Raw genomic sequence first — 19304 nt, forward strand, 5'->3', positions numbered from 1 at the left:
GAAACGCGCATGACAACCCATACCTTCAAACCCGACATGCCCCCGCCGAGTAGCAGCATCGGCATCGTGGCGTGGATGCGCGCCAACATGTTCTCCAGTTGGCTCAACACCCTGCTGACCCTGTTCGCGTTCTACCTGATCTACCTGGTGGTGCCGCCGATCCTCAGTTGGGCGGTCATCGACGCCAATTGGGTCGGCACCGAGCGGGCTGATTGCACCAAGGAGGGCGCCTGCTGGGTGTTCATCCAGCAGCGCTTTGGCCAGTTCATGTACGGCTACTACCCAGCCGATCTGCGCTGGCGCGTGGACCTGACCGTGTGGCTGGCGGTGATAGGCGTCGCGCCACTGTTCATTTCGCGTTTCCCGCGCAAGGCGATCTACGGCCTGAGCTTTCTGGTGGTCTACCCGATCCTGGCGTACACCTTGCTCCACGGCGGCTGGTTGGGCCTGAGCACCGTGGCCACCAGCCAATGGGGCGGGCTGATGCTGACCCTGGTGATCGCCACCGTGGGCATCGCCGGCGCCTTGCCGTTGGGCATCGTCCTGGCCCTGGGGCGGCGCTCGAACATGCCAGCTATTCGTGTGGTCTGCGTGACGTTCATCGAGTTCTGGCGCGGTGTGCCGTTGATTACGGTGCTGTTCATGTCCTCGGTGATGCTGCCGTTGTTCCTGCCTGAAGGCATGAACTTCGACAAGCTGCTGCGGGCGCTGATCGGGGTGATCCTGTTCCAGTCAGCCTACGTTGCCGAAGTGGTGCGCGGTGGCTTGCAGGCCATCCCCAAGGGCCAGTACGAAGCGGCGGCGGCCATGGGCCTGGGCTACTGGCGCAGCATGGGCCTGGTGATTCTGCCGCAGGCCTTGAAGCTGGTGATTCCGGGCATCGTCAACACCTTCATCGCCCTGTTCAAGGACACCAGCCTGGTCATCATCATCGGCCTGTTCGACCTGCTCAACAGCGTCAAGCAAGCCGCCGCCGACCCCAAGTGGCTAGGCATGGCCACTGAAGGCTATGTGTTCGCGGCCCTGGTGTTCTGGATTTTCTGTTTTGGCATGTCGCGCTATTCCATGCACCTGGAACGCAAACTCGACACCGGCCACAAGCGTTAGGAGTTTTCTGATGAGCGAAGCAATCAAACAGCCTGTGAGCCCTGAAGGCATTATTCAGATGCAGGGCGTGAACAAGTGGTACGGCCAGTTTCACGTGCTCAAGGACATCAACCTGGACGTCAAGCAAGGCGAGCGTATTGTCTTGTGCGGGCCTTCAGGTTCGGGCAAGTCCACTACTATCCGCTGCCTCAATCGCCTGGAAGAACACCAGCAGGGGCGCATCGTGGTCGATGGCGTGGAACTGACCAACGACCTCAAGCAGATCGAAGCGATCCGCCGAGAAGTGGGCATGGTGTTCCAGCACTTCAACCTGTTCCCGCACCTGACCATCCTGCAGAACTGCACCCTGGCGCCGATGTGGGTGCGCAAGTTGCCCAAGCGCAAGGCCGAGGAAATCGCCATGCATTACCTGGAGCGCGTGCGCATTCCAGAGCAGGCGCACAAGTTCCCGGGGCAGCTTTCCGGTGGCCAGCAACAGCGCGTGGCGATTGCCCGGGCGCTGTGCATGAAACCCAAGATCATGCTGTTCGACGAACCCACTTCGGCCCTGGACCCGGAAATGGTCAAAGAAGTGTTGGACACCATGATCGGCCTGGCCGAAGACGGCATGACCATGCTCTGCGTGACCCACGAAATGGGCTTTGCCCGCACCGTGGCCAACCGCGTGATCTTCATGGACAAGGGTGAAATCGTCGAACAGGCCGCACCGAACGACTTCTTCGATAACCCGCAAAATGACCGCACCAAGCTGTTCCTGAGCCAGATCCTGCATTGATGGGCAATTAATTAAGATGGGCTCTTGTGGGAGCGAGCAGGCTCGCTCCCACACGTTGCCTGTCAGGTAGCGGTCAGGGTCTCGTGATCCTTGTGCCCCCGCTGCTTGAGTTGCCGTAGATCCACCCCTTCTCCCAGCGTCCTGGCATCGGCTAACAGATGCAGGTATCGATCCAGCAAACGCATCAGCACGGCCAACGGCTTAGGCGGCAATACCTCGCCGCGTTCCTAACGGGAAAACGCGTTGTGCCCGCCACCGGACAGCAATAGCACTGCGTCTTTTTGCGACAGGTGCAGTCTGCGGCGGATGCGCTTCATTTCTGCACCGATTTCCTGCCGGGCGGCGATGACCCACTTGATGCAAATCTCCAGACCGTGTGATTGCGTGTTGTAAACGTCCTGCCAGACACGTGGGCCGGTGTAGGTGGTCGGCGACTTGTAGAGCGCCCGGCCCTGCAACGGGTAGATGACGTCTTGCATCTGTTCCAGGCTCAAGCCCAGCTCAATGCCGCCCAGCCGTGCGCTTCGGCCGGCTTATTTTTATGGCGCATTGAATGTGCTGATAAAGCTGGCTAGCATGTCGGAAAATTCATCCGATGATTGGATGAAAAGGCGAAATTCAATGACAGAAATACTTCCAATCGTTAAGCGCTCTCTGGTGGATCAGGCCCTGGAGCAATTACGCCTGCGCATCTCCAACGGCCTGTGGGTGGTAGGCCAGCGCTTGCCCACCGAGCCGGAACTGGCGAGCGAGTTGGGCATCAGCCGCAACACGGTGCGCGAGGCCATGCGGGTGCTGGCGTTTTGCGGGCTGATCGAGATTCGCCAGGGTGATGGCAGTTACCTGCGTGCCGTGGTCGACCCGATGGACACCCTCAAGGTGCTATCGCGCTGTTCCCTGAATCAGGCCCGCGAAACCCGGCAGATCCTTGAGGTCGAAGCCATCGGCCTGGCCGCGCTGCGCCGTACCGATGAGGACCTCAAGGCCCTGCATGAGGCGCTGGACATCAGCGGCCGCCATTACCACGGCGACCTCGACCACTACATCGCCTGCGACCTGACCTTCCATCGGCGCTTGGTGGCGGCCGCGCACAACCCGACCTTGAGCGAGCTGTATCGTTATTTTTCCAGCATCGTCGGCGCGCAATTGCGCCAGACCCTGAACATCACGCCACGGCGCCAGGAAGTGTTCGACTTGCATATCGAACTGTTGGCGGCGGTTGAACAACAAGATCCAGAACGGGCCAAGGCCCTGATGAGGCAACTGATTAATGAGCCCTGAAACCGACAACGCCTTGCCTGCCCGGCCCCACGACAGCCCTCACGCCAAGCGCACGGCCGAGTTGGAGGAACTGCTGATCGACGCTGAAGCCGACGACGAGCAGGTGCAACACGCCCCCCCTGTGGTGCTGCGCCCTTGGCTGTTGTTGCTGGGGCTGGTGCTGGTGGCGCTGAACCTGCGCCCGGCCCTGTCGAGCATGGCGCCGCTGCTGGGCGAGGTGTCGCGCAACCTGGGGTTGTCGGCGGCCCAGGCCGGGTTGCTGACCACCTTGCCGGTGCTGTGCCTGGGCCTGTTCGCGCCCCTGGCGCCGGTGCTGGCACGGCGCTTTGGCGCCGAGCGGGTGGTGCTGGGCATTTTGCTCACCCTGGGCGGCGGCATTGTCCTGCGCAGTTCGTTCGGTGAGGTCGGGTTGTTTGCCGGCAGCATCCTGGCTGGCGCCAGCATCGGTGTGATCGGCGTGTTGTTGCCGGGTATCGTCAAGCGCGATTTCGCCAAGCACGCGGGCACCATGACCGGGGTCTACACCATGGCCCTGTGCCTGGGCGCGGCGATGGCGGCGGGGGCGACCGTGCCGCTGAGCCAGCACTTTGGCCAGAACTGGGCCATGGGCCTGGGCTTTTGGGTGGTGCCGGCGGTGCTGGCGGCGATGTTCTGGTTGCCGCAAGTGGGGCGTCGCCAAGGTGCGCACCATGCCGCCTACCGGGTGCGCGGGCTATTGCGCGATCCGCTGGCCTGGCAGGTGACGTTGTACATGGGCCTGCAATCGTCCCTGGCCTACATCGTGTTCGGTTGGTTGCCGTCGATCCTTATCGGCCGGGGCCTGACGCCAACCCAGGCAGGGTTGGTGCTGTCGGGTTCGGTGATCGTGCAGTTGGCCAGCTCCCTGGCCGCGCCCTGGCTGGCGACGCGGGGCAAGGACCAGCGCCTGGCGATTGTCATCGTCATGCTGCTGGCCCTGGCGGGGTTGTTCGGCTGCCTGTACGCGCCCCTCGACGGCCTCTGGGGCTGGGCGATCCTGCTGGGCCTGGGCCAGGGCGGCACCTTTGCCCTGGCGCTGACCCTGATCGTGCTGCGCTCGCGCGACGCCCACGTGGCGGCGAATTTATCGAGCATGGCCCAGGGTTTTGGCTACACCCTAGCGTCCATGGGGCCCTTCGCTGTGGGCCTGGTGCACGACTGGACCGGCGGCTGGACGGCCCTGGGGTGGATCTTCGGGGTCATTGGCCTGGGAGCGATCATCGCGGGGCTGGGGGCCGGGCGGGCGCTATATGTAAATGTGGTGAGTGAGAAGGTGGGGTAGGGTTCATCTGTTTTCTTGGTGCGGGCGGGGGTGTTTTTTTGAGGTGCAACTATTTCAAAACTCGATCCGCCATATCCAGCTTGGCCCCGACAAACTAAGGCCGCCGCCAGTTGATTCTCGATTTAACCGTTACTCCCTCTTTACCCATCAACTCCATCGCCATGTAGCCGTTCCATCCATCCAATATTCCGCCCACGACGCTGACCCCAACATCCATGTTCGCCAATCTCGGCAAGGTCAAATGACGGTCGATGATGACCTTCCTTGCGCCTGCAAGGGCGGTGCACTGAGTTGGGCGGGACGGGTCACGGCGTAGCGCAACGGCAATAGCGCCAGGCCTCGTTTGTCGCAGACGCGGTAGATTTTCGATGGGTCGCATTCAGGCATTAGTGGCTATCCGGCTTCGGATGGGCGTTTTCATAAGCTTCGGCAGCGAGTTGCGCCTTCTCGCGATACTCAAGCAAGGCGGCCTCTGCTGCTGCATCCATACCGGCAACCACCCCGCACGACACAGGCTCAGGCAAACGATAAGGATCGTCCAGAGGGACTTGGCAGGCCTCTTCCACCTCATCAGGCCAGCGCGGGCGCCGACAGGTGAGTTGGGATATCCAACGAAAAAATGCCCAGGGCACGGTCAACAACATAAAAGAGGGAGAGTGCCCACTTGTACCGCCGACTTGTATGGTCAAGCAGTTTCGCCAAGTTGGCTCGGTGGAAATAACCAACGCCAGGGGTGGGAAGGGCAAAGTGGCTGGGGACTCTTCCATGTAACGGCGGATCATTTCCCAGTGTTGCAAAGCCTCTGCGCGCGTATCACTCAAATACCCTATCGCAAAAGTGCACTCAACAAAACCATCCACACTAAGTATATGACAGCGCAAATCATATATAACACTAGAGCCATCACTCGCTCGACCGATAAACCAATAAGCGTCATCCCAGTTGACCTCCATTGCTCTAAGATATTTACTCCCCGCAAAGACATACACCTTACGCGTCTTACGGTTAAAACGAATAGGATAGTAAGTATATCGAAAAAAATCTTTCAAAATCACCACGACAAATACAATCAACAGCAAACCCACAAACAAGAAAGGTGCGAATGAGAGATCAAACAGCCGATTTATCGGGAGAGCGCTATCCTCCTTGTATAGAGCATATGCCGCAGAGCCAAACAGGATTGCAAACCACAGTAAAACAATAGCGAAAATCACCCCCCCACATCGCAGCCCAGCCGCGGAGAAAAAAATAGCGATCGACATACTCAACGAAAACACCATTCATTTTAACTATGCCTTTATCTACTGGAGGTAAATTTATTGGCACGCCAACTCGAAGCCTCTCATCAATCTCATACTTATTTAACGGACGATTGATTTTATAACGAGTTATCCAACCGTCAAAAATTCGCCCCCTCGCACTCATTTACCCACCTCATCTTGTACCCCTAAAAGTATTTTCCATGCTACGTCCTGTGCAGATAGACTTTCAAATGGGACAGTCCTCTCGATGCCAAATGGCGTTTGACCTAACCAAATCTCAATTTTATTATCTGTAATCACATTAACAATCCAGTCCCCAAGCAAAGAAAGCCCCGCAAGAACTAGGAAAACCACAAACCCGAAACCGGCAGTCATAAAACCAAACAGTATCCCAAGCGAGGCACCAAGCCCTATAAGCCCCGTAAACAAACGCAAAAAGAAAACCGGACTATCTCCTTTATTTTTCGCATCAAACGCGCCCATTAAATCTACGAGAGCAGTCAAACCTCCAGCAACGGCTCCAAGTGTTCGACCTATGAATTCAAGTCCACCAAGTTTTATTGCTTTACTTTCGATAATTCGTCTTAAGCTCTGAGCCAAACGCATCTGCTCAATTGGGTATCTACTCCACGCGCGGTGTGCAAGATCAGCCCCAGCACCCGCCAAACCCACCACCGCCGCCGTCAAATTAACCCCCGCCTTCGCCGTAACTCCCTCTTTATCCACCAACTGCACCGCCATGTACGCATTCCACCCATCCAATACCCCACCCACCACGCCGACCCCGACATCCAGGTTCGCCAGCCTGGGCAAGGTCGCCTGACGTTGTGCCACCACCCGCCGCAGTTCGTCCTGGCTCAGGAGCAAGGGTGCGTTGCTGTTCAGTTTGCCGCGGTGGTCGACGGTCAAGGCTTTGCCCACGTCGGCGTCGTACATCAGGTACCAGTTGAAAACCTTTTTCTGGCGGGCATTTCTGTTGCCTGTGGGTTCGCGCACGCCTGCTTGTCGTTCCAGTTGCTTGAGCTCCTTGCTGACTTTGTCCTGCAAGGCCTTGCGGTCAATCCCCGGCTGCAACAACGCTACTTTTTCGCTGATGATGTGCGCCATCTGCGCCTCGGATGCCGTGGTCGACAACGCCAGGATCTGCTTGCCCGACAAGGCCCCCAGCAACCCCAGCAGGCGGTAGCGGATCCCCAAATCCAGCGCCCCGGATGCCCCGGCCTTCAAAGGGGTGCCCAGGCTGCGCACCATGGCCCCGCTAATTTGGTGAGCCCACCCGGCCGCCCTGGCCAAGCCGCCGCCGACCTGGCCTTTGTCGTACTCATGCAGCACATGGGCGAAGGCATTGAGCACGTTGCGCCAGGCGAAAGGATTGCCCAGGGCCAGCTCCGGTGTGGCGGCTTCATCCAGGCGCGCGGCAATCTGGCGGTTGTTCAACACCAGGGCTCGCAGGGTGAGGTTGTCGGGGTCGCTGTAGCGCCCGCGCAAATCTTCCACCAGCCTGTCGAGAATCAACGCGTGGCCGGTCAACCCGGTCAAACACGTGGTCACCAGCGTGGTGAAACACAGCCCGCTGTCCCATTCCTCCTCGTCGTGGTTGCACTGCATGCTGTGGCGAAAAGCCTCGCTCCAGTACCAGCCGGCCAAGGCCTGCACCAGCGGCGTGACCGTCTGCTGCATAAAGCGCTCGAGGTCAACCTGCAGTTGCGCCTCAAAAGCGGCACGGTCGTCTTCGCGGTAATTATCGACATAGCGCGCCCAGGCTTGGGTACGGGCTTTTTGCTCTTGAGCCGCAGGCAAGGTGGAAAAGATCAGGTCGTTGCGCTTACGGTCCGCTTCGCTCCATTCCGGGTATAGCGGCATGCCTTCTAACGTTGCATAACGCTCGCCTTGATGGCGCTGCAATGCCTTGGCCACGGCGTCTTCTTCCATCATCTGGCGCAGTCCCTGGATGGCCGTTGACGTGGCTTTTTTCCAGTCACGATCATCTTGGCGCTCAAACCGTTCCACCTGGCCGAGGGTGAGACTGTTGAGTTCCAAGGCAATGCCCACCGGGTCCATCAGCGCCACCATGGCGGCTGGCACGCCTTGGCTTGAGGCCAGGGCACTGGCCAAAAACGGCTCAAGGTCGTCGTGACCGCTCTGAAAAACCTGGGGGGAATCGCTCAACGCCCCGTCTCCCGGGGCCGGCAGGTGATACTCGGCCACGCACTCGTGGGCCGTGGCCAAACCGGCCAAGTGCGCCTGCTGCCCCTGGCTGTTGGACCACGCCCCGATATCGATGCAGCGCATATGGCGTTCCCGGTAAGCCTGCTGCCGGTGGCGCTCCAGCACCCGTGCCGTCCAGGCTACGTCGCTGAAACCCAGCCAGATTTTTGTGGAGCGAGTCGCATCAGGAATCATCACGCAGCGCGAGGACGCCGACTTGGCCATGCGTTTACAAGGCACAGCCCCTTCGAGGTTGGGCGGGGTTTTGTCGTGGATGTCGTACTCAAACAGGTAGGCATCGGTGGTCACTACATAGGCCTTCCACTCGCCACGCCTTTCATTGAACACATACAGGTAACCGCCGCGTAGGTGGCGCAGGGTGTAGTGGGCGCTGTCGCCGGGCAACGGCACCTGCTCCAGGCCCTGACCGAAAGGCGCCTGCAAGGGCGGAGCACTGAGTTGGGCGGGACGGGCCACGGCATAGCGCAGCGGCAAGAGCGCCAGGCCTTTTTGGTCACAGATGGAGCAGATTTTCGAGGGGTCGCATTGGCTCACAGGGCCTCCTTGGGCGCTGTGCTGGCCCAGTGCTCGTCAGCGCCGGGGTTGGCGCGCACGCGAGCGCAGAGGGTAAGGACTGGGCCTCCCGAGCTGATGTCGGACAAATCCTTTTTTCAGGACGGCCGCTTCTTGTTCCTTGGGTGAGGTGACCCCACGATCCTCCCCCCCTACAAATAAACCAACTCCAACGTCCCAGACCCATCGAGCCGCACATCGGTGCTCAGGTCCAGCACCTGTTTGGCCGCAATCACCACCTCAACACCCAACAGGCTCGTCAGGTGTTGCAAGGCCGCCGGGCCGCTGGTGCTGCCCTGGATGTCGGTAAAACCCAGGTAGCTGCGGGCGCCGACCTGGATCGGGTTGAGGTTGGCCATGCGCCACGCCAGGCCAGCGGTGGTGGATTCTGTGCCGAAGATCTGCCCATGGCTGTCGGCGACGGTGAGCGTGGGGTCGAACGTCACCGAGTACAGGCCGATGCGGTTGCCTGCGTTGTCCAACCCCAGGCCGTAGTAGATCTCGCTGTTGACCATGGCGGTGCCGTCGCGGTTGTCGCGCATGCGCAGGGCGAAGCGGCTCAAGCCGTCGCAGTCGATGGCCAGCGTCAGGTTGCGGCGGGGCAGGCGCGTGCCTTTGTCGGCGTTGAGGTCTTGCTGGGATATTTTGCCGAAGTCGATCAGGCCACCGCTGGACAGGGTCGGGGTGCACGCTGTCGGGGTAATCAGGCCGTTGACCGCCAGGTCCACTGTTGAGGCGGCCAGGGCGGGAGCGCCGGCGCTGAGGAGGCCGATGGCCGCCCAAGTGTTCAGTCTTGCGTTCATGGTGAAGCCCTCGCTGCGTTACAGGTAGATGATCTCGATGGTGCCCGAGCCGTCGAGTGCGACTTCGTTGCTCAGGTCCAGGGCCTGGGTCGGGGCGATCCAGGCCTGGATGCTGATGTTGCCGCTCAGGTTCTGGATGGCTGCGGGGCCGGCGTGACTGCCGGGGGTGGCAGTGAAACCCAGGTAACTGCGCGCGCCGATGGGAATGGGTTGGTTGCTAGCGCCGCTCCAGGCTGTGCCGGCGGTGGTGGAGTCGGTGCGGTAGACCTGGGGCAAGGCATCGGCGCTAATATCGGCGGGGTTGATGTTGAGGTAATAACGGCCAATTTTTTGCCGACTGTTGTCCAGGCCCAGGCCGTAGGCGGTTTCGTCGGCGCCGCCAGTGGCGGTGCCTTCGCGGTTGTCGTGCATCACCAGGGCAAAGGAGGTGGGTGCGTCGCAACGGATGCTCAGCAGCAGGCTTTTGGCCGGCAAGCGAGTGTGTTCGTCGGGGCGCAGGTCGCTGGCCGAGAGCTTGCCCAAGTCCACCACGCCGCCGCCCGACAGGCTGGGTTCGCAGGCCGCCGGGGCGAAGCGGGCTTGCAGGGTCAGGGGCTGCGAGCGGCCCGTGGCGACTGAGTCGAGCAGGCCTGAGGTTTCCCAGGTGACGGCTTCGCGCAGTTGGGTGGCATCGGCTTGGGCCCAGGCACTGACCTGCACCACCAGCGCCAGGCTCTTGCCCTGGGCGGGCACGCCATCGCGCAGCGGGGTGATGGCGTGGTTCGGTCGCCAGGCCAGGGCTTGGGCGACGTGCCCCGGCGCCTGGCCACTGCCTGCGAGCAAGCCCAGTTCCACGGCTTGGCCGTCGAGCACCGCCTCCTGTACACGCAGGGCGTAGCTGCCGCGTTCGGTGAAGCGCAGGCGTTCGGCGCTGGCGGCGGCGGCGGCGGCGCGGTAGAACAGGGTCATGTCTTGGGCCTGGGGGCAATTGAGCTGCACGCTGATGCGCCGTTCACCCAACAGCCATTGCGGGGCCGAGGGGTTGCGGGCAGCGCGGTTCATCAGGCCGAAATCCAGCAGCGGTTCGCTCAGGTTCAGTTGGCAGGTGTTGGCGCTGGCCTGCGGGGCGACTGCGCCGAGTAGGGCCAAGGCACAGGCGGCCATCCAGAAGGAAGGTACGAGGTTCATGGCTGTTCTCCGGTGGCTTCGCGGCACAGGGCCGGGGCAGTTTCGTAGTAACGGTCGAGGTCGGGCTGGGCTGCTAGTTCGTAGCTCAGTTCGCAGCGCGGTTGCCCGGGGGCCTTGACCCACAGGCGCGGCACCTCCAGGACGTTGGTCAGGAACACCTTGCCGCCCTCCAGCACCAGGGTGACGAATTCGCCGTTGGCGTCACTTACCGTGGCCCCCCGTGGCAGCGGTTGGCCTTGGGGTGTGCTAACGGTGAGCAGCGCGCGGCGGGTTTTGCTCACCTCGAACTCGACACGGTCTACGGCGCCACGGCCGGCGGCGATCATCGCCAGGCCGTTGCCGATGTCGGCATTGCGCGGCAGTGAGCGGGTCTGCACTTGCACCGGGGTGCGGCCGTAGGCGCTGACCTGCGGCACCACAGCCTGGCCTTGCCAGTCGGTCCATACCGGGCCGCTGGGGGTGCTGACTTTGATACCGCTCATGTCCGCCACCGACAGCACGGCGAAGGTGTCGCGCACCGGGTAAGGCGACAGGGTCATGCCGGTGCCGTGCAGCACCACGGCGCCGCGCATGCCGCCCTGGTAGCTGGAGCGTTCGCTATCGTCGCGGGTGTAGTTCAGGTCCAGTTGGCTGTAGCGCGGCAGCACGGAAACCCCCAGGGAGGATTCGACCTGATGATCGCGGGTGTCTTGCTCCACCCCGACGCGGTAGCTGAACTGATCGTTGACCTGCTCGCTCATGCCTAGGCCGGTGCGGTGCTCGCCGCCGGAGTCGCGCACCCAGGTGCGACCGCGGCGATTACCGCCCAGGGGCACACTGACGCTCAGGTAGAGGCTGTTGTCCTGGTGGGCAGCGCCGCCCATTTGCCATTCGGCGCTGGCGGAAATCGACACCGCGCCCAGGTTGGTGCCCCAGGAGGCCAGGGCGCGATCACTGCTTTTACCGCCAAAGGAGGTGGTGCGCGACACGCCGCCACTGAAGGCCCCCAGCCAAGGGTGCGACCAGGCAGCGCTGAGGCTTTGCTGGTCGCGGTAGCGTGCGTTGGTGTTGGAGCGCGAGTCGGCATCGAAGGCGGCGTCCTGTAATTCCCGGTAGCCTCGGGTGCGGTACGAGGTGCCGGCGCTGACCGACCAGCGCTCGCCGATTTGCTGGGACAGCGACAGGTCAGCCTGCATCCCCCGCGCTGTTTCGTCGGCCTGGCTGTCGGCCGCTTGCACGGCCACTTGCACCTGGCTGGCCGGCCATGGGGTCAGGCCCAGGCTGGCGCCGACGGAGCGGTAATCGCTGGCCGCCAGTGCGCCGAGGCCATAGCTGGTGTGGGGGCCGAGCGCGCCGCTCCAACCGGCGCTGACCACCCATGGGGCTTCGCCGCGGCTGTCGCCCAGGTTGCGTACTTGCCCGGCAGCCACCGAGAAGCCGGGGGCGGGCAGGCCGATGCCGAGCATGGCGGCGGGGACGGTGAAGCGCCGTTCCTCGCCCGCGCTTTCCTTGACCGTGACCTCGACATCGGCGCGGCTGTTGAGGCGGCGCACGTTGCTTAGGCTGAAGGGCCCGGCGGGCACCACGGTGGAGTGGATCAACGCGCCGTTTTGGCGCACCTCGACCTGCGCCGGGCTGTTGGCGACGCCCTGGATGCTGGCGCCCTGGGCCTGGTCTTGCAGGGCCTGTTCGGTGAGCACCTGCACGCCGGTGATCTGTGCCCCGGCGAGTACCGGGTTGTAGAGGTTGATCTGCCCGGCCTGGAGTACTGCTTGGTGTTGGGCGAAGGTGCGCTGGGCGTAGGCTTCCAGGTGGGTGGCGCGGGAGCTGTCATCCTGCCAGGTCTGCACCTGGCGGCTGCGCACGATCCAGTCGCCAGCATTGAAGCCCACCTCAGTGTTGGCCGAGCCGAAGCGGCTGCTGTCGTCGCCATAGCGGTTGTACAGGCCACTGAGGTCGTAGTTGAGCAGGCCGGCGAAACCGCCGGTTTCATAGCCTGACAGTTCCCGCTCCTGCGGGCGGAGGGCGTCGGTGGGCACCACCAGCGCCAGGCTCAGGCTGGCCGGGTCTTGTTCGATCAGGGTTTGCGGGTACTCACGCAAAAAGCCCTGGCAACTGTCATCGCTGCCCAGGCGCAGGCCCGCCGCGCTCAGCAGCGCTGGGGCCAGGCACAACTTGCCGTCTTGATCGAAGCGCGCATCGACTCGGCCCCGGCGTTGGCCGTTGACGGTCAGCGTCACCCGGTGCTCGCCCTGGGTGAAACGCGGCGCTTGCAGCAACAAGCTGGCCAGGTGCGGGTCGATGCCCCGTTGTTGCAGGGTTTGCAGGTCGAAGGTCGATGCACTGGCCGCCCGGGCGTCGGCCAGCAGCACGGCGGTGGCCAGGGCCAGAGCGCTGCGGGTCGGTAGCGCGCTGGTATAGGCGCAGATGGAAACGCCGGGCACGGCTTTGCCATCACGGTCAATGTCTACTGTGTTCACGCAGGGTTCTCAGGTTGTGAAATGCGTTGTGGCCGCCGCCGTTGTGCGTTGTAGCAAGCGCTCGGTCGCGTAGCGGCCGTAAAAAACGGCGGCCACAGAAACTAAGGGGCGCTGCGCACCCCAGCGCGGGTGAGCCCGCTTATTACATGAGAGGCACTTGCGGGGTCATTGCAGTGGTGCCTCGTAGGCTGCCACCGCAAAGCCGTACACCGTGGCCGGTTGCAGACGCACGCTGGTCGCACCGGGGCTGTTGGCTGCCACGCTCAGGGTTTCCCCTGGCAGCACGTAGGTGCGCGGCAGCATGGCGCTGGTCTTTCCCGGCAGCAGTTGCAGCTCCTGGGCCAGACGCACCACGTAAGGCGTGGCATTGGTGACGTGCAACTGGCCATCGCCCAGACGCCAGGTCAGGTCGGTCCAGGGCGTGCGGTTTTTCGCCAGGCCCTTGGGGTGCAGGATCACCGGCAGGTTCTGGCGCACGGTGACGCCCACCCTGGCATGGCCGTCGGCCACGGCGGAACGGCCCTGGGGCATGCCTTCGAAAATCACTCGTTTTAGGCGTTGGGTCAGCAAGGGCTTTTCGGTTTGCAGAATAAAGCGCACCAGTTGGGTCTTTGACGGCTCGACTCGGGATAGAGGTGGTGTGACGAATACCAGGGGTTCGGTGTCTTCGGGGATGTCTTCGAGGGTGACGTTGAGCAGGGCCAGGGTCGGATCGCTGTTGGTCACCGAGACCTGGGCTTCGCCCTGTTCCTCTTCGATTATCACCACCGAGGTGTCAGGGATCATGCCGTCGGCGGCGGCCGGGGCGCCAAGGCCCAGGGTCAGGCTGGCGAGGCAGGCGGCGAGCCAGCGAGGGGGAGTGTGCGTGGTCATGGGATGTCCGTAGGGGTTAAAGGGAGGCATCACAAATACCGCAGGTCCAGGGTGATCGAACCGTCCAGCGGCACCTCTTGATCCAGGGTCAGGTACATCGCGGCGTTGATCGAGGTGTCGATCCGCACGAGGGTGTCGAGCCTTGTGAGGGGCCGGGGTACGATCGCTCCGGGCTGGGCGAAGGCCATGTAGTTTCTCGGGTAGGCGTTGGGCTCGGGAAACCAGGAGGCGCCGTTGTTGCTGGAGGCCAGTGGTTGCACGGCTTGCCCATCGCCTACGGGGTTGCGGTAGGAAAACGCCACCGAGCCCAGGCGTTCGACGGGGGCATGGATGTTCTTGCCTAAGCCGTAGAAGAACCCCGGCGCCAGGGAAGAGTCGGCGCGGTTGTCCATGCCCACCAGGGCATAGAGGGTGGGTGAGCCACAGGTCACGTTCAGTTCCAGTATCTGGCTGGGCAGTACGGTGAACTCGTCCTTGTTCAGGCTTTTGGCGGGAATCCGGCCCAGGTCGATGATTCCGTTTTTGGACAGCAACACGACGCAGGCGCTGGGTGTGAGTGCGCCCTGCACGGCCAGTTGCACGCTAGAGTCGGCCAGGGCCGTGGTGGTAGCCAGCAGCGAGAGCAGCAGGGTGGGTGTGCGGGTGGATGTGTTCATGGGCTGCGGTTCACTGGGGGTGAGTGCGTCCGGTTCATGGGGGAGGCCTGTTGCCCCTGCTGCACCAAGATGCGCGGCAGGGGCATTGGCGCTTACAGGTACTTCACTTCCAGGGTGGAGAGGCCGTCGATCTGCACTTCATTGGTCAGGTCCAGGGTGCTGGCAGCGGCGATGATGGTGTTGACCACCAGTTCCACGTTCCAGATCTGCACGGGGATCGGCACGCTCAGGTCGCTTGGGGCGGCTACCGACATGTACAGCCCGGGCGTCCAGTCGCTGCCCTGGCCCCAAGTGAGGCCGCCGTCGGTGGAAGCGATAGTCTGCGCGGCGACGCTGTCGGCTTGCGGGTTGAGCAGGCCGAGGGTGTACTTGCCCAGTTTCTGGTTGCTGTTAATCAGCCCCAGGCCGTAGCCATCGGTGTCGATCGCGGACCCCGCGCGGTTGTCGATGGCGTTGAGGGCGATCAGGGTCTTGCCTTCGCAGGTGACGGTCATTTGCAGGGTATTGCTGGCGACCTGGGTCGAGGTGTCCTGGTTCAGGTCCTTGGCCGAGATCTTGCCGATGTCGATGGTGCCGCCTCCGTCCAGGGCCGGTACGCAGGCGCTCGGCACGATCAGGCCCTTGACGGTGAGGTCTACGGTGGATGCGGCGAAGCTGGCGTGTGAAGTGGCCAGCAGGAGGGCGCAAGCGGCGAAACCAAGTGTCTTGTTCATTGCTAAAGAGTTCCTTTCTAGAAGAGGGCTTAAACAGGCTGAGCCCGATTACAGGTATTTCATTTGCACGGTGATATGGCCGTCGAGCGGTACTTCGTCGGTCAGGGTCAGGTCATTGGCGCGGGCGATCATGGTGTTGAACCGCAGTTGTGCCTTGAGGGTCGTGAGCGCCGCCGGCACCAGCGGCTGGCTGGTCAGGGCAATGGCTGTCATGCCGTTGTGGCCCAGGTAGGTGGTGGGCATCCAGGTGGCGCCGCCATCCCTGGACAGAATGGCACCGGCAGGCATGTCGTCCGCCTGGCTATTGATGATGCCCAGGTAAACGCTGCCCAGTTTTTCCTCGTCATTGACCATGCCCAAGCCATGCCAGTTGTCATTGATGGCCGACGAACCGGAGCGGTTGTCCACGGTGTTGAAGGCGAGCAGGGTCGAACCTTCGCAGACCACCTCCATGTCGATCACCACGGTGGGCAGGCTGGTGTACTGGTCGGCGTTGAGCGTTTGGGCTGACACCTTGCCATGGTCGATGTCGCCGCCGCCGGTCAGGTTCAGCTGGCAGGCATTGGGGGTAATCGCCCCGTTGACGGCCAGTTGAGTATTGCTGGCGGCCAGCAGCGCGGGCGCGAATAACAGCCCGGTCAACAGCATGGGTACTGAAAGGTTCATAGGGCGATAAAGCTCCTTCGGGTCGGGGTTACAGGTAAATCACATCAAGCGTGGCGGAACCGTCGATCGGCACCTCGTCACTCAGATCCATGTTGTCTGTTCTCAGAATGCTGGTGTTGATGAGCAGGTCCATCTTCAGGTTCTTGAGGGGGATCGGCGTGGAGTTGTCCACAGGGGAACTGATGGCATGGAGGTAGCCGGGGTCCATGAATTTTTCCTTGTACCAAGTGACGCCGTTGTCGCCGGACGCGATGGTATGCGCCGGCACTTCATCGGCTAGAGGGTTCTTCATCTCCAAGTAATAGGTGCCGAGCTTTTTGGTCCCGTTGACGAAACCGATGCCGTAGCTACTCCCGGGAAAACCCGAGGTACTACGGTTATCCAGGGGCTCGAGGGCAAACAGCGTGGCCGCCTCGCAATCGATGGTTAACTGCAGCGTGACATTAGGCAGGGCGGTCGCCCCGCTGGCATTGAGGTCTTTGGCCGAGATCTTGCCGTAATCGACAACGCCTGCGCTGGAGAGCATGGGGGAGCAGGCGCTGGGAGTAATGAGGCCACTGATGGCCAATTCGGTTGAACTGGCGGCAAACGCCGTGGGTGTTGCGGCAATCAATAGGGCGGTGTTGAGCGCGATGGCAAATTTGTTCATTTGATCTCCGTTGTTAAGATCGGCGGTGTGTCCACTTTGAGCCAGCCGGGATAACAGGCTGGCAAACGTCGACGGGGCTTATAGGTACATCACATCCAGCGTGGTGGAGCCGTCGATAGGCACTTCGTTGCTCAGGTCCAACTCGGCAGCTGGCGCGAAGCGAATACCCACGTCCACATCCACGTTCATTTCCTTAACCGGGATCGGTTGCAGCGGGCCGCCCAATGCCGCCGCCGAGACCCAGGTACCTGGCATCAGGTAAATCTTATTTTCCCAGGTGGCGCCCTTGTCTGCGGACCAGATCACCTGAGCGGGAATGCTGTCGGCCACCAGGCGCATCAGGGTCAGGTCGTAGTAGCCCAGCTTCTGGTCGCCATTGATTAGCCCCAGGCCATAGAGACCGTTGACGTAGGCGGACCCGGCGCGGTTGTCCGTGGAACTGAGCGCCATCAACGTCTGGGCCTCGCAGGTGACGTTCATTTGCAGCGTGCGTTTGCCGATGGGGGTGATCCCCATTTCATCCAGGTCGCTGGCAGAAATCTTGCCCAGGTCAATGACACCGCTCGAAGACAGTGTGGGGGTGCAGGCGCTGGGGGTAATCAGGCCTTTGATAGCCAACTCGGTCGAGCTGGCGGCCAATGCCGAGGCGCTGTGGGCAATTAACAGGGCGCTGCAGAGTGCGAGGGCAAACTTGTTCATTTGATCTATGTCCGGTGCAAGGTCGGCTGACGCGCCGGGCTGAATGTGCGAGTGGCAAAAAGCCCTGGCAGGTATCCAGGTAGCGGGTCTGATTCAAGCCCTCCGTGGGAGGTGTTTTTACCCTCTGGTGGGGTAGGGCGAAATCTATCGGGGGGGGCGGCGCAGGGGAAATACAACAATTACGACATTGGCGAATTTTCCGTTCGGGACGGCTGTTCGTCGGAATTTGTAGATTTACTTGTAGGATTTTTTGTCTTTTCGTAGTTCTTGTATCGCTAAATGTCTGATGAGTTGGCTAAGGTCGCTGCCCGAATTTTTCTGTAAGACCATCAGAATGTTTTCCTTAGCTTTTGTGCGCCCCTGCTGATGCCAGCACTGAATAGGCAGCCCGGCGGCAACCCCGGACAGGGTCCGGGAATGGCGGCCCCACCCTTGTGCTGGCAGGCATCGACCGTGCTGGTGGTGGAGGACCACCCGGCTTACCGCATCTTGATGGGCTGGTGCCTGCAACGCCTGCAGGTGGGCCACGAGGTGGTCGCCGATGGCCTCGCGGCGCTGGAAGCCTTGAGGCGTCGGCCCTTTGACCTGCTCATCAGTGATTGCCGCATGCCGGTCATGGACGGCTACGCCATGGCTCGCGAAGTGCGCCGTCGTGAGCAGGCCGAGGGCAGCCCGCGCGTCCCCATCATCGCCCTGACCGCCAGCCGCGACCCCCATGAAGCTCAACGTTGCGCCGAAGCCGGCATGGACGCCTGGCAGCTCAAACCCCTAACCCTGGAAAAACTGCGCGAAGTACTCGAACGCTGGCTACCCGCGTCGGCCCTCATGGCACCAGGACCTGCTGGGCTCGCACCCCGGGGGGCAGCCTGCCTGCTGCCGACGCGGGCGCAACTAGTGAACATTTTCGGTTGCCCCGAAATGGTCGACCTGATGCTGGCCAAGTTGATCGAGGAGGTCCGGGCAGACAGCCTGATATTGGCCCAGGCGCGTATTGCACGGGATGCGGGGACCACCGCCGAACGCCTGCACCGCTTGGTGGGGGGCATTGCTTTCCTGGGGATGGCGGATCTGGAGCGGCGCGGCACGCAACTGATAAGCGCGGTCCTGGCCTCAGGGGTGGCCGTGAACGACCAGGCCCTGGCGCACTTTCGCGATGAGGTGCAAGCCTGCCTCAATCAATTGGTCGCCTTGTAGGTGATAACCCACATTTCGCACGACAAATGCAGGATGTTTCTTCTGTGTCTGTAATTTGTGTATGTAAGCTTTTTCTTTTTGTTTTGTGGGCTTTATGCGCGCTCTCGCAAACACGGGGGATGGTTGTTTAGCGCGTTTTTTTGCCGGTTGTGAGAGGCGTGCGGCAGCGGTACTTTGCGCGAATTCAATTTGCCATCATCCAGGGAGAGCACCGATGCTGCGCGTCATAATCGCCGACGACCACCCCATTGTGCGTGTCGGCCAGCGAGTGGTGATCGAGGCCGGAGGGCGCTGCAAGGTCGTAGGCGAGGCCGATGGCCCCGATGAACTGCTGGCCTTGGTGGGCAGCGTTCCCTGTGACGTGCTGGTCACTGACTTTGCCATGCCGGGCAACCGTCAGTCCGATGGCTACGGCCTGCTGGGCCTGTTGCGCCGTCAGTACCCGCACCTGCCCGTGATCCTAGTGACCATGTTCGCCAATGTCGCTACCCTGCGTGCCTCCTTTGCCCACGGTGCCCAGGCCATCGTGGCCAAGAGCGCCTCGGCCCGGGAACTGCCCAGGGCCATCAGGGCCGTGAGCGAAGGCCAGACCTTCGTCAGCGAGTGCCTGCGGGAGCAACTGGTGGAGGCGGGGTGCGGCGACCCTTCGGCGCAACCGCAGTTGTCTGGCAAGGAGCGTGAAGTGGTACGCATGCTCGCCAGCGGCATGACCGTCAGCCAGATCGCAGCCCACGTCAACCGCAGCATTTCCACCATCAGCAAGCAAAAGAGCACCGCCATGCAGCGCTTGTGCATCTCCACCGATGTGGACTTGTTCACCTATGCCCGCAGCAGCGGCATGGTGCCTTAGCACCATTGCCATTCGCCCAGCGAATGCCCGTGGTTTTCCCGGCGTTGGCGGATTATCGTGCTGCATTCT

At 62.0% G+C, this 19304-nt stretch carries 18 protein-coding genes and 1 pseudogene; 6 read left to right on the plus strand and 13 right to left on the minus strand.

Annotated features, from left to right (window positions below; translation table 11 throughout):
- Nucleotides 1–9: 9 nt before the first annotated feature.
- Both AC19YT_RS02455 and AC19YT_RS02460 read left to right on the plus strand, forming a co-directional pair.
- On the plus strand, nucleotides 10–1107 hold the full coding sequence (locus AC19YT_RS02455; RefSeq protein ID WP_095106195.1) for an amino acid ABC transporter permease: 1098 nt from the start codon (nucleotides 10–12) through the stop codon (nucleotides 1105–1107).
- Nucleotides 1108–1117: 10 nt separating this feature from the next.
- Nucleotides 1118–1882: an amino acid ABC transporter ATP-binding protein gene (locus AC19YT_RS02460; RefSeq protein ID WP_095106197.1), complete on the plus strand. Its 765-nt coding sequence runs from the start codon at nucleotides 1118–1120 to the stop codon at nucleotides 1880–1882.
- Nucleotides 1883–1944: 62 nt separating this feature from the next.
- On the opposite strand, the pseudogene AC19YT_RS02465 reads toward AC19YT_RS02460, so the two are convergent.
- Nucleotides 1945–2397: pseudogene (locus AC19YT_RS02465) on the minus strand (type II toxin-antitoxin system MqsR family toxin).
- A gap of 106 nt (nucleotides 2398–2503) precedes the next feature.
- Here AC19YT_RS02465 and AC19YT_RS02470 point away from each other — a divergent pair.
- Nucleotides 2504–3163 carry a FadR/GntR family transcriptional regulator gene (locus AC19YT_RS02470; RefSeq protein WP_500609657.1) on the plus strand — a complete coding sequence of 220 codons (660 nt, stop codon included), beginning with the start codon at nucleotides 2504–2506 and terminating at the stop codon, nucleotides 3161–3163.
- Nucleotides 3153–4463: a CynX/NimT family MFS transporter gene (locus tag AC19YT_RS02475; protein WP_500598138.1), complete on the plus strand. Its 1311-nt coding sequence runs from the start codon at nucleotides 3153–3155 to the stop codon at nucleotides 4461–4463. The genes AC19YT_RS02470 and AC19YT_RS02475 overlap by 11 nt, the downstream gene beginning before the upstream one ends.
- 237 nt (nucleotides 4464–4700) lie before the next feature.
- On the opposite strand, the gene AC19YT_RS02480 is transcribed toward AC19YT_RS02475, so the two are convergent.
- The 12 genes from AC19YT_RS02480 to AC19YT_RS02535 form a co-directional block, all read right to left on the minus strand.
- Entirely contained in the window at nucleotides 4701–4850 is a 150-nt protein-coding gene (locus AC19YT_RS02480) for a hypothetical protein (protein WP_500598139.1), read from the minus strand.
- On the minus strand, nucleotides 4850–5725 hold the full coding sequence (locus AC19YT_RS02485; protein WP_500609696.1) for a DUF6708 domain-containing protein: 876 nt from the start codon (nucleotides 5723–5725) through the stop codon (nucleotides 4850–4852). Before AC19YT_RS02485 ends, AC19YT_RS02480 begins: the two co-directional genes overlap by 1 nt.
- A 159-nt stretch (nucleotides 5726–5884) precedes the next feature.
- Nucleotides 5885–8488 carry a T6SS effector BTH_I2691 family protein gene (locus AC19YT_RS02490; RefSeq protein WP_500609658.1) on the minus strand — a complete coding sequence of 868 codons (2604 nt, stop codon included), beginning with the start codon at nucleotides 8486–8488 and terminating at the stop codon, nucleotides 5885–5887.
- A 170-nt stretch (nucleotides 8489–8658) separates the two neighbouring features.
- Nucleotides 8659–9309, minus strand: a complete 651-nt coding sequence (locus AC19YT_RS02495; protein WP_095106203.1) for a DUF1120 domain-containing protein — start codon at nucleotides 9307–9309, stop codon at nucleotides 8659–8661.
- A gap of 18 nt (nucleotides 9310–9327) precedes the next feature.
- Nucleotides 9328–10476 (minus strand): DUF1120 domain-containing protein, encoded by a 1149-nt coding sequence (locus AC19YT_RS02500; RefSeq protein WP_500609659.1) that lies wholly within the window; start codon nucleotides 10474–10476, stop codon nucleotides 9328–9330.
- Nucleotides 10473–12935 carry a fimbria/pilus outer membrane usher protein gene (locus AC19YT_RS02505; RefSeq protein WP_095106206.1) on the minus strand — a complete coding sequence of 821 codons (2463 nt, stop codon included), beginning with the start codon at nucleotides 12933–12935 and terminating at the stop codon, nucleotides 10473–10475. The genes AC19YT_RS02500 and AC19YT_RS02505 overlap by 4 nt, the downstream gene beginning before the upstream one ends.
- A 165-nt stretch (nucleotides 12936–13100) precedes the next feature.
- Nucleotides 13101–13808 carry a fimbria/pilus chaperone family protein gene (locus AC19YT_RS02510; RefSeq protein ID WP_095106207.1) on the minus strand — a complete coding sequence of 236 codons (708 nt, stop codon included), beginning with the start codon at nucleotides 13806–13808 and terminating at the stop codon, nucleotides 13101–13103.
- A gap of 29 nt (nucleotides 13809–13837) precedes the next feature.
- Nucleotides 13838–14464: a DUF1120 domain-containing protein gene (locus AC19YT_RS02515; RefSeq protein ID WP_500609660.1), complete on the minus strand. Its 627-nt coding sequence runs from the start codon at nucleotides 14462–14464 to the stop codon at nucleotides 13838–13840.
- A 92-nt stretch (nucleotides 14465–14556) separates the two neighbouring features.
- Nucleotides 14557–15177 (minus strand): DUF1120 domain-containing protein, encoded by a 621-nt coding sequence (locus AC19YT_RS02520; RefSeq protein ID WP_095106210.1) that lies wholly within the window; start codon nucleotides 15175–15177, stop codon nucleotides 14557–14559.
- A gap of 48 nt (nucleotides 15178–15225) precedes the next feature.
- Complete coding sequence (locus AC19YT_RS02525) at nucleotides 15226–15843, minus strand: DUF1120 domain-containing protein (RefSeq protein WP_095106211.1); 618 nt, start codon at nucleotides 15841–15843, stop codon at nucleotides 15226–15228.
- A 28-nt stretch (nucleotides 15844–15871) separates the two neighbouring features.
- Nucleotides 15872–16492 carry a DUF1120 domain-containing protein gene (locus AC19YT_RS02530; protein WP_500609661.1) on the minus strand — a complete coding sequence of 207 codons (621 nt, stop codon included), beginning with the start codon at nucleotides 16490–16492 and terminating at the stop codon, nucleotides 15872–15874.
- 78 nt (nucleotides 16493–16570) lie between these two features.
- Complete coding sequence (locus AC19YT_RS02535; RefSeq protein ID WP_500609662.1) at nucleotides 16571–17191, minus strand: DUF1120 domain-containing protein; 621 nt, start codon at nucleotides 17189–17191, stop codon at nucleotides 16571–16573.
- Nucleotides 17192–17608: 417 nt separating this feature from the next.
- On the opposite strand from AC19YT_RS02535, the gene AC19YT_RS02540 reads away from it, so the two are divergent.
- Together AC19YT_RS02540 and AC19YT_RS02545 are read left to right on the plus strand one after the other, a co-directional pair.
- Nucleotides 17609–18385, plus strand: a complete 777-nt coding sequence (locus AC19YT_RS02540; RefSeq protein ID WP_500609663.1) for a response regulator — start codon at nucleotides 17609–17611, stop codon at nucleotides 18383–18385.
- A 214-nt stretch (nucleotides 18386–18599) separates the two neighbouring features.
- On the plus strand, nucleotides 18600–19235 hold the full coding sequence (locus tag AC19YT_RS02545; protein WP_095106219.1) for a response regulator: 636 nt from the start codon (nucleotides 18600–18602) through the stop codon (nucleotides 19233–19235).
- Nucleotides 19236–19304 lie beyond the last annotated feature (69 nt).

This window comes from Pseudomonas sp. MF08875 (assembly GCF_059862525.1).

Coding starts and splice junctions, on each gene's coding strand:
- AC19YT_RS02455 (WP_095106195.1), top strand. CDS start 10: ATGACAACCCATACCTTCAAACCCGACATGCCCCCGCCGAGTAGCAGC.
- AC19YT_RS02460 (WP_095106197.1), top strand. CDS start 1,118: ATGAGCGAAGCAATCAAACAGCCTGTGAGCCCTGAAGGCATTATTCAG.
- AC19YT_RS02470 (WP_500609657.1), top strand. CDS start 2,504: ATGACAGAAATACTTCCAATCGTTAAGCGCTCTCTGGTGGATCAGGCC.
- AC19YT_RS02475 (WP_500598138.1), top strand. CDS start 3,153: ATGAGCCCTGAAACCGACAACGCCTTGCCTGCCCGGCCCCACGACAGC.
- AC19YT_RS02480 (WP_500598139.1), bottom strand. CDS start 4,850: ATGCCTGAATGCGACCCATCGAAAATCTACCGCGTCTGCGACAAACGA.
- AC19YT_RS02485 (WP_500609696.1), bottom strand. CDS start 5,725: ATGTCGATCGCTATTTTTTTCTCCGCGGCTGGGCTGCGATGTGGGGGG.
- AC19YT_RS02495 (WP_095106203.1), bottom strand. CDS start 9,309: ATGAACGCAAGACTGAACACTTGGGCGGCCATCGGCCTCCTCAGCGCC.
- AC19YT_RS02500 (WP_500609659.1), bottom strand. CDS start 10,476: ATGAACCTCGTACCTTCCTTCTGGATGGCCGCCTGTGCCTTGGCCCTA.
- AC19YT_RS02510 (WP_095106207.1), bottom strand. CDS start 13,808: ATGACCACGCACACTCCCCCTCGCTGGCTCGCCGCCTGCCTCGCCAGC.
- AC19YT_RS02515 (WP_500609660.1), bottom strand. CDS start 14,464: ATGAACACATCCACCCGCACACCCACCCTGCTGCTCTCGCTGCTGGCT.
- AC19YT_RS02520 (WP_095106210.1), bottom strand. CDS start 15,177: ATGAACAAGACACTTGGTTTCGCCGCTTGCGCCCTCCTGCTGGCCACT.
- AC19YT_RS02525 (WP_095106211.1), bottom strand. CDS start 15,843: ATGAACCTTTCAGTACCCATGCTGTTGACCGGGCTGTTATTCGCGCCC.
- AC19YT_RS02530 (WP_500609661.1), bottom strand. CDS start 16,492: ATGAACAAATTTGCCATCGCGCTCAACACCGCCCTATTGATTGCCGCA.
- AC19YT_RS02535 (WP_500609662.1), bottom strand. CDS start 17,191: ATGAACAAGTTTGCCCTCGCACTCTGCAGCGCCCTGTTAATTGCCCAC.
- AC19YT_RS02540 (WP_500609663.1), top strand. CDS start 17,609: ATGGCGGCCCCACCCTTGTGCTGGCAGGCATCGACCGTGCTGGTGGTG.
- AC19YT_RS02545 (WP_095106219.1), top strand. CDS start 18,600: ATGCTGCGCGTCATAATCGCCGACGACCACCCCATTGTGCGTGTCGGC.